Here is a 6,728-nt window from a genome sequence, read left to right as displayed (position 1 = left end):
ACACCACCCAACGCACCCATCCGACAAGCACCCACTCTCCAGAAACCACCTCTGACAAGCCAAAACACCGCCCTTCCAGGCAAAAACAAGAGGACGCTCCCTTTGCATCAAAATGAGCGTCCTAGTGGTGGAGGGGGAGCATCAGTGCTGCCCGTTGCGTGATTATGCTGCTAACTCCCAATTGCACACACCGTTATCTCGTATCAATAGCGACAACCAACGTTTCGAGACGATCGCCTCGAACGGTTCGTCGTCCCAGTGCTGCGGATCGGTGAGAGTATCGCCGTGCGCAAGGTGGAAGTTCTCGTAGTTGATGTCGTGCAAGAACATATTGATGCGCGCCAGGTTGTACGTGGTCAGATTGATTTCCTGCCCATAGAACCCCTGCCGAACGTTGTCTTTACCGAGCACCTTCGCAAACTTCAACAGCAGCGAGCCCGAACCAACGGCCGGGTCGCACAACTGGTCACGTTGGATACAAGACCCCAGTGCGGAGTGGTGCTATCGGATAGCGTCATTACCGGCTATGACCTGGGAATTCGTACCGTCGCCGTCGTTTGGAGATTAGGCTGCTTAACCGTTGAGTGTCCGGCACGCCGCTACCCCCGGCTGGCGTCCGTAGAGGGGTGAACCAGTCGGGATTTCGCGCGCAGTAATTGTTACTCCTGGTTGACGTCGTCCTCTCCATCGTCGTGAGGTTGTGTACTCTTTTCAGCCTGGTGGCGGAGTTCCCAGTAAACAAGGTCGGAGATCTCTTTGATGATCTGGCCCTTGCGATGAGCGCTTTCAAAGAACTTCTCCATGATGTTTTGCTGGGAGTCCTGGTGATCGAGCACCGCGTTCGTGACGGCGGTTTCGATCGTCTGAGACTCACGAAACTGCTCCTTGGTGTTTGCGTTGACCTGATCCTTAATCTCTTCATTTTGAACGAGAATCGTGACGACCCCCCTGTACCCAGGACTCCACTGAACCAGGATCAAAATCCTCGTCCTCAAACAGGGAATTGATGTTGTTCAGGATCTCTTCCCAGGCCACCAGGTGCGGGTCGCGCGAACGTCCACCGCCAACTCCCATCGGTTTGAGCTTCTCGCCGTCACCCTCGAGTGAAATAGCCCCTTCGCTCTGGCGCGTCTGCTTGATATGGGTGAGCTCGATGTTGTTGAAGTCAAGCTCTTCTGGAGTCTTGCGACCTGTAAGTCGCGGTCGCAGCAGTCGGAGGAACAGGGCAAGCTTCTCGAGGTCGGTGTCCTGATAGTCGACCACTTGAGACAGGAAATCGTAAAGGCGCACGAACGAGCCAACGTCCTTGCGGAAGAGGTCAAGCTCCTCGATCTCGGCCTTTGCGCTGTAAGTCAAGGCTGCCTCGTAGCGGTCATTGAACCGATCAGCGGCTTGCTTCAGCGATGCAGTGTGCTTACCGTGCTTCTTCTCGATGATGAATGCCTGCGCGAAGGAATCCACGTCATCCTTCGTATAGATCCCCGCAACTTCAAGCTTCCGCGCAAGGTCATGCACGAGATCAGGGTCGGTTGTTTCAATGATTTCGGCAGTGCGGTAGTACGGCAGGAACGCGTCGAGGATCGTGTCCGTGTCGTTGACGAAGTCAAGAATGTACGTAGTGTCTTTACCCTTCGACGGCAGGGTACGGTTCAGGCGGGAAAGTGTCTGGACTGCTTCTATCCCGTCGAGGCGTTTGCCCACTTACATCGCGCACAGCAGTGGCTGATCAAAGCCCGTCTGGTACTTGTTCGCAACAATCAAAACCTGGAACTGATCACCCGCGAACGCCTGTGGAATCCCTCGACCACGCAGACCAGGGTTCATGTTCGTTTCTGTATACGGCTCCTGCACGCCAGGCACAACATCATCAATCTGCTCAGCGGTCAAGCTTCCAGAGAACGCCACCAGGGTTCCCAACGGATAGTTGTTTTTCTCAACGTAGGCGTCGATTGCCATCTTGTACTTCAGCGCAGCGGCTCGGCTCGAGGTCACCACCATCGCCTTAGCGTGCCCATCGAGGAGCTCAGCAACATTCTCGCGGAAATGCTCGACGATGATCTGAACCTTCTGAGCAATGTTGGTCGGATGCAGACTCACTCACCGCATCAGGCCTTTTTTCGCGGTGCCCTCATCGACGAGCTCGTCAGTTCCAACCGCCCCACCGGCTTTCTGGGCGAGCTGGAAAGCCGTCTTATAAGTCGTGTAGTTACGCAGCACATCAAGGATAAAACCCTCCTCGATGGCCTGCTGCATCGTGTACACGTGGAAAGGCTGTGGCAAACCATCCGCACCAGGACGACCGAACATCTCCAGCGTCTTGCCCTTCGGCGTAGCAGTAAACGCATAGAACGAAATGTTCTGGGCTGTCGCCCGCGCTGCCATCTCAGCGGCAAGCACGTCCTCGACGCTTACTTCGCCACCGTCCTCGAGGGCTTCGACCTCTGCTTGTGAAAGGACCTGTCGCAGCTTCTGAGCACTTGTACCGCTCTGAGATGAGTGCGCCTCGTCCGCGATTACCGCAAACTTGCGATCCGCGAGCCCACCTTGCTGCGCAAGCGCCTCAAGCATGAACGGGAAAGTCTGCAACGTGACGATGATGATGAGCTTGCCGCTACTCAGTTCCTTGGCTAACAGGTCCGATTTTGAGGTCGCTGACGCTTTACGAACCTCGTCAGCGTTAATCGTTCCGACTACACCCTTCGTGCCCTCAATTGCCTTGATTGCCTTCTGAAGCTGGTCATCGAGCACGGTACGATCAGTCACGACGATCACCGAATCAAAGGTCTTCGAATTATCGGCGTTGTGGAGGTTCGCGAGCCCGTGAGCCAGCCACGCGATCGAGTTCGTCTTTCCTGATCCTGCAGAGTGCTAGATCCGGTACTTACTACCCGCCCCCTCAGCGCTCGTGGTCTCGAGCAAACTAGTGACGGCCTCCCACTGGTGGAAGCGCGGGAAGATGATCTGCCTACTACGCGAGCGAACACCAGTGATTGGATCGACCTTCTCAGTGATCTGCAGGAGTATCACTAGGACTGGCTCACCGGACCCAATCCGGGCTACGGCTTTGCCGGCGGGACCTATCCGCCTTCCACGCTGACGGATGAGGACCACATCGAGGCGATCCGCGACTTCCTCGCCGAGATCGACCCGGAGACCGGTTACCTCTCAGACGACTGAAGCCTCGGCCGGCACGACTTGGCCCTGCACCCCGCCGACGGAACACGCGCAAGCGCCGGGTTCAGCGTTCACGTTCCTCCCGGTCAGGTGCAGTCGCGCTGAGAGCGGTGCTGACGACCGATTCGGGCCCCGCAGCGGCCGACTCGACCGGCAGCACGGCGCGACCGGCGCCGTGGTTGAGCGTCTGCGTCCGGTATCGCCGCTGGTGCCACACGGTCAGTGCCGCGCCGATGGCGTAGAGGATGCTCGAACCGACGAACACCGACACGTAGCCCAGCTGGCCGGCCACAGACAGGGAGACCGCGCCAGCGCCGAAGGACACGAGCATGGCGAACGAGGCGAGCGTGGTGTAGTCCGACCCAGCGCTGCCCGGACGCGAGTAGTCCATGTTGATCGAGTACACGATGATGGAGCCGGCGGTGTAGCCGAGGAAGAACACGATCGTCACCGCGACGATGTAGACCGTGGATGCTACACCCGAGATGACGGGGAGGAACGCGACCATTCCGATAACCGCCAGTGCACAGCCGACCAGCAGGACGCGCTCCCTGCCGAAGCGCTGGATCAGCACCCCTGTGCCGAGGGCGGCAGCTGTCCCGCAGACACCAGCGAGCAGCGTAGTCAGGGTGGCTGTCTCTTCGGCGCTCCAACCTTGGTCGATGAGGCTCGGGGTGATGAGACTGTAGCCTGCAGTGAGGCCCATCCACGTTATCGGCACCACAAGCAGCATCCAGATCCCCGCGCCCCGCTGGCGCACCACCGTCCAGATGGTGTTCACCGAGATCCGCGCGGCCCGCACCTCGGCGCTGGCTGGGGGTTCAGGGCTCACGGCGATCAGCAGCGTCGGCAGGAGGGTGAGCACAGCAAGAGTCGCGAGGGCGGCGAACCAGCCGCCCCACCCGTAGATCACGGTCGTGAGTCCGCCTCCGACGATGAGGCCGATGTAGCTCCCGGCAACCTGGACGCCGTTGGCGAATCCGCGTTCATCACTGCGGATCGAAGAGATCGCCAAGGCATCGGCCGCTACGTCCTGCGTCGCCGAGAGGAGGATGTAGACGGCGGCCAGCAGCAGGAAGACCCCGAACTGTGCGCGCACATCCGGCAGGCAGGCGATGACCGCAAGGACGCAGGCGAGAAGCGGCTGAAGAACGAGCAGCCAGCTGCGGTAGTGGCCCCCGGCCCGGTTGCGGCCGAATCGGTCGACCACTGGTGCCCACAGGAACTTCACCGCCCAGAGCATCCCCAGGGCACTCACGGCTGCCATCGATTCGAGTGCGACCCCTTTCTCGCGGAGGATAGCCGTAGCGCCGGTCATGAGGAACCCGATGCCGAAGTACTGGGAGGCATACAGCGCAAGAAGCAGCAGGAAGCGCCGTTCGCTGAGCCGGGTTTTCGAGGATCCGTTGCGGATTCGTGTGTCAGAGGCGCGCACGACCAACCTTCCAGAAGCCCGAGCTCATCACCTGACGGCGGGGGACATCGCATTCCTTGACCAGGAAGCGCCGTCCGAGCGCGGCAGTCTTGGCCTCGGCACACACCCATCCGTAGTCGATCCTGCCCAACTGCTGCTGGCCGAGTTCAGCGGCGAGCGCAGAACCGGGGTCGTCTCCACCGCGGCACACGACGGAGATGCCGGCTTCGCGCGTACCCGGCAGGACATGGTCCTCGCTCGGCACCTCGACGATCGCACTGAAGCGTAGCTCGGGGTCCGATTTGTGAGCGGAGAGGATTTCGAGCACACCGGGAAGACCGGTCTCATCGGCGATCAGCACGTGGTGCCCGACATCGGGAGCACTGCCGTAAGGCGCGGTCTGAAAGCGCAGGCCGACCGGATCGCCAGGTTTCACCCGTGTGATCCAGCGGGCGCCGGGACCGTCGTGTCCGCGGCTGACGATGTCGATGTCGATCTCAGCGAGCGCCGCGCGATGTTCGCGCACTGTGTACCACCGCAGATCGGGGCGGGAGGCCTCCGGAATGCGCGAGAGAGTCGATCGTGGGTTGAGACCTGCGTAGTCGGGCATCTGGAGGCCCTGCCCGGGCGGCGGCATGAAGAGACCCACATACTCATCCGGACCCATCAGCGCCACGTCTGAGATCTCCGGGGCTGTGATCGTGACGCGGCGGAACGCCGGCGTCAGGTCGGTGACGGCGGTAACGCGAGCGGAGAACTGGGGGCAGTGGTCGCGCTCCGGTGGCAGCGCCATGGACCGCGAGTAGACCGCACGGATCGTCGACTTCGCGGTGCTCTCAAGCAGATTGCCTCGTTTGGACATGTAAGCCTTTCTTAGGTTAGCCTAACCTTAAGAGGGATCGTACACCGGAACCCACGGCGATGTCGACGCGACCGCGAGCAGCTTCTGGCGCTGCCTGGACAAACGGAATCCCGGAGGCCGGCAGCCTCCGGAAGAAGCAGGAAGCGGCGAGGATGCACCTCGCCGCTTCCGCATGTCGTTCTGTTCGAGCCCCTATGCCAGCATCAGCCGTTCCCGGCCTCGGCCACCACCGCGGGATCTGTCACGATCCGGCGCAGCACCTCGGTGAGGTGGTCGAGACCGGCGAGCAGGTCGTCGTCCTTGGTGAACTCGTTGAGGTTGTGCGAGACGCCTTCGAAACTCGGCACGAACAGCATCACCGTCGGCACAAGGTCCTTCATGGTCGTCGAATCGTGACCGGCCACGGTCAGCACCTCGCCATGGGACAGGCCGAATGCCTTGGCGACGGAACGCGGTACCCTCCGGCTGGTAGGGGTTCTGGTCCCAGGCGTGCTCGTGGACGATGTCGAACTCGACAGCGACGGTCTCCTCCACCTCGGCGATGGTCGTCCGCAGCTTCGCAGCCGCGCTGTCGATGACCTCCATGCTCGGTGAACGCAGGTCGAGCAGGATGCGGGCCTCGCTGGCTCCGACCGGGGAGTTCGGGTAGACGGTGATCTCACCGACCGCGGAATGCAGAACGCCCTCTTCGTAGTCGTCGACGAGCTCGCGGGCGGCAACGATGAGCGTGGCCGCCCCGAGCAGCGCGTGACGCCGTCCTCGTCCATGCTGCGGCCCTGCTCGACGTGGATCTCGGCATACGCGGCCAGGTCGAGTTCGACCGGCCCAAACTGGTTGCCGATCTCATCGCGGACGACCTTCATGCCGTGGCGCTGCAGGAGCCCTGCGAACCATCGGCGCTGCTGGCCGTCGGGCTTGGTGGCCTCCTGCCGGTCGACCCCGTGGGTGCCGGGCACCGCACCGAAAGTGCAGTGGACGTTCCAGTCGGCGAGGAATGCCTCAGCCTGTGACGTGTGTGTCATGGTCGGTCTCCGTTCATTACCCCGGCCGGCACCTCCGGGGAGGGGGCGCGCAGCGTCGGGTCGGTGATGACGTGCAGCAGTGCACCGGTCGGGCTCATCAATGCCCGTTCGACAGTGTCGACGATCTCATCGGTCGAGCGCACGGTTTCGCCGTGCAGACCGTAGGACTGCGCCATGAGCGCGAAGTCCGGGTTCGTCAGTAGTTCGCGCGCGTTTGTATCCAGCGTTGCATGAAAGTTACAATCAGAGTGCCGTG

Annotated in this window: 8 protein-coding genes and 2 pseudogenes; 1 reads left to right on the top strand and 9 read right to left on the bottom strand. The window is 61.3% G+C overall.

The window, feature by feature from the left end; translation table 11 throughout:
- Positions 1–225: 225 nt before the first annotated feature.
- From ZBI01S_RS03395 to ZBI01S_RS09460, 8 genes and pseudogenes are all read right to left on the bottom strand, one after another.
- Positions 226–468 (bottom strand): annotated as a pseudogene (locus ZBI01S_RS03395) (N-6 DNA methylase); the annotation flags it as partial.
- A 191-nt stretch (positions 469–659) separates the two neighbouring features.
- Complete coding sequence (locus ZBI01S_RS10000) at positions 660–980, bottom strand: hypothetical protein (RefSeq protein ID WP_222822359.1); 321 nt, start codon at positions 978–980, stop codon at positions 660–662.
- Complete coding sequence (locus ZBI01S_RS09995; RefSeq protein WP_222822358.1) at positions 919–1,701, bottom strand: hypothetical protein; 783 nt, start codon at positions 1,699–1,701, stop codon at positions 919–921. The genes ZBI01S_RS10000 and ZBI01S_RS09995 overlap by 62 nt, the downstream gene beginning before the upstream one ends.
- Positions 1,702–2,097 (bottom strand): hypothetical protein, encoded by a 396-nt coding sequence (locus tag ZBI01S_RS09990; RefSeq protein ID WP_222822357.1) that lies wholly within the window; start codon positions 2,095–2,097, stop codon positions 1,702–1,704.
- Positions 2,098–2,856 (bottom strand): annotated as a pseudogene (locus ZBI01S_RS09985) (DEAD/DEAH box helicase family protein); the annotation flags it as partial.
- A gap of 382 nt (positions 2,857–3,238) precedes the next feature.
- Positions 3,239–4,609 carry an MFS transporter gene (locus tag ZBI01S_RS03385; protein WP_159421370.1) on the bottom strand — a complete coding sequence of 457 codons (1,371 nt, stop codon included), beginning with the start codon at positions 4,607–4,609 and terminating at the stop codon, positions 3,239–3,241.
- Entirely contained in the window at positions 4,596–5,450 is an 855-nt protein-coding gene (locus ZBI01S_RS03380) for a siderophore-interacting protein (RefSeq protein WP_066056333.1), read from the bottom strand. Before ZBI01S_RS03380 ends, ZBI01S_RS03385 begins: the two co-directional genes overlap by 14 nt.
- 203 nt (positions 5,451–5,653) lie before the next feature.
- Entirely contained in the window at positions 5,654–6,217 is a 564-nt protein-coding gene (locus tag ZBI01S_RS09460; protein WP_245610527.1) for a M20/M25/M40 family metallo-hydrolase, read from the bottom strand.
- Positions 6,218–6,235: 18 nt separating this feature from the next.
- On the opposite strand from ZBI01S_RS09460, the gene ZBI01S_RS10070 reads away from it, so the two are divergent.
- Entirely contained in the window at positions 6,236–6,460 is a 225-nt protein-coding gene (locus ZBI01S_RS10070) for a hypothetical protein (RefSeq protein ID WP_066056329.1), read from the top strand.
- Between the two features lie 8 nt (positions 6,461–6,468).
- On the opposite strand, the gene ZBI01S_RS03365 is transcribed toward ZBI01S_RS10070, so the two are convergent.
- A complete protein-coding gene (locus ZBI01S_RS03365) occupies positions 6,469–6,696 on the bottom strand; it encodes a thiamine pyrophosphate-dependent enzyme (RefSeq protein ID WP_110477028.1) in 228 nt (75 codons plus the stop codon).
- Between the last annotated feature and the right edge of the window lie 32 nt (positions 6,697–6,728).

This window comes from [Zimmermannella] bifida NBRC 103089 (genome assembly GCF_001570925.1).
In the GTDB taxonomy this organism is placed as follows: Bacteria; Actinomycetota; Actinomycetes; order Actinomycetales; family Microbacteriaceae; genus Gulosibacter; species Gulosibacter bifidus.
This window is presented reverse-complemented; position numbering and strand designations above follow the sequence as displayed.